2 protein-coding genes are annotated in these 1,681 nt (G+C 75.8%); both read right to left on the reverse strand.

Annotated features, from left to right (window positions below; genetic code table 11):
• Nucleotides 1-1,143: polyketide synthase (locus tag ADL05_RS26760; RefSeq protein WP_197285945.1), on the reverse strand; the 1,143-nt coding region annotated here is incomplete at its 3' end.
• Nucleotides 1,140-1,681: class I SAM-dependent methyltransferase (locus tag ADL05_RS26765; RefSeq protein WP_156366069.1), on the reverse strand; the 542-nt coding region annotated here is incomplete at its 5' end. The genes ADL05_RS26765 and ADL05_RS26760, both read right to left, overlap by 4 nt.

Raw genomic sequence — 1,681 nt, forward strand, 5'->3', positions numbered from 1 at the left:
GTGGTGCAGCATCAGGGCGGTGGCGGCCACCGATTGCAGCCCGGACGCGCCCTCGGCGTGCCCCCACAGGCCCTTGGCGGACCACACCGGCCAGAGGCGGCCTCGCCCGCGGTCTCGGCCCTGGCCGCACACTGCGGCGAAGGCCTTGCGTTCGGCGTTGTCCCCGGCGGCGGTGGCGGTGCCGTGCCCGACCCACAGGTCCACCGCGTCGGGATGGACCTGCGCCGCGATCAGGGCGCGGCCGATCAGGTCGGCCTGGGCCTGCCAGGAGGGCAGCCCCACCCCGGCCGAGCGCCCGTCCGAGCCCACGGCGGTGTGCTCCAGCACGGCGTAGATGCGCTCGTGGGCGCGCCGGGCCTGGCGGTAGGGACGCAGCACCACGGCCACGGCCCCTTCTCCGCGCACGTATCCGTGGGCGCGCTCGTCGTAGGGGGCCAGGTCCCCGTCTTCGGCCAGAGCGGTGCCGTCACCGAAGGCGCGGCCCACCACGGGGCTGTCGCAGGTGTTGATCCCGATGACCACCGCGACGTCGACCGTGGCGTCGGTGAGGTCGCGGCGGGCGGTGTGCAGGGCGTAGGCGCTGGACGAACAGGTGGTGTCCAGGGTCGGGAGCGGGCCGAGCGTGTTCAGCCACCGGGACAGGTGGGTGCCGAGCATCCCCGCGCCGCCCGCGGGCAGGTCGGCCAGGCGCGGCCGGGTCCCGTCGGCGAACGTGGTCAGCGCCTCGTCGGGGGAGGATGTGGCCAGGTAGATGCCGGTGCGCGGCCCGGCCAGGGTGGACGGGGGGATCCCGGCGTCGGCCAGGGCTTCGGCGGCGATCTCCAGGATGAGGATCTGGGAGGGCGAGAGCAGGTCCACGTCGCTGGCGCGCAGGCCGAACGCGGCCGCGTCGGTGGTGGTGGGCAAGGTGATGGGAGCGAGCGGCCAGGGGGCGCTGCCCCGGTCGTCGGGGTGCAGCCGCTCCTGCATGCGCTCCCACCGGCGGGCGGGGTAGCGGGTGATCGCCGGAACGCCGGCGCGCAGCGCCTCCCAGGCCGCCGCAGGGCCGCGCACCTCCATCGCCTCGCCGTCGGGGGTGGTGCCGCCGGGGGAGCGCAGGCCCAGGCCGACGATCGCCGCCGCCCGCGGGTGCAGGGGTCTCACAGGGTCACCTCCCACACCGCCACGGCGCCGACGGCGCGCACGCGGATTCGCGCGGCGGGTCCGCACACCAAGGCCAGGACGTCGATGAGCCCGGCCTCGGTGTCGGCCGCGTTGTGGAAGACGTTGCGGCGGGTGTTGTAGAGCCGCCGCATGCGGGCCCCGGCGGGGGAGATCGGGGCGGGGTCGGCCTCACCGAGGATGCCGCACCCGAACAGGGTCCCGCCGGGGCGCACCACCCGCACGGACTCGGCGAACAGCGCGCGCTTGTCGGCGAACCCTCGCCCGTGGAGGGTGTGGGTGACCATGCAGCATCCGAGGCTGTCGGCGCTGTCCGAGGGGATCGGCCAGCGGGCCAGGGCGTCGGCGGTGTGGGTGGACAGTGCCACGCCGTGGCGGCGGATCCGGCGAGCGGACACGTCCAGGGCGGCGGGGTTGTAGTCCACCAGCGTGATCCGGTCCATGGCCGGCCGGTCGGCGCTGCGGGCGGTCAGGGCTCGGGAGAGGAACCAGGCGTTGCCGGGGCCGATCTCCACGTGGT

Origin of the sequence: Nocardiopsis sp. NRRL B-16309, assembly GCF_001279585.1 — a bacterium.
GTDB lineage: Bacteria > Actinomycetota > Actinomycetes > Streptosporangiales > Streptosporangiaceae > Nocardiopsis.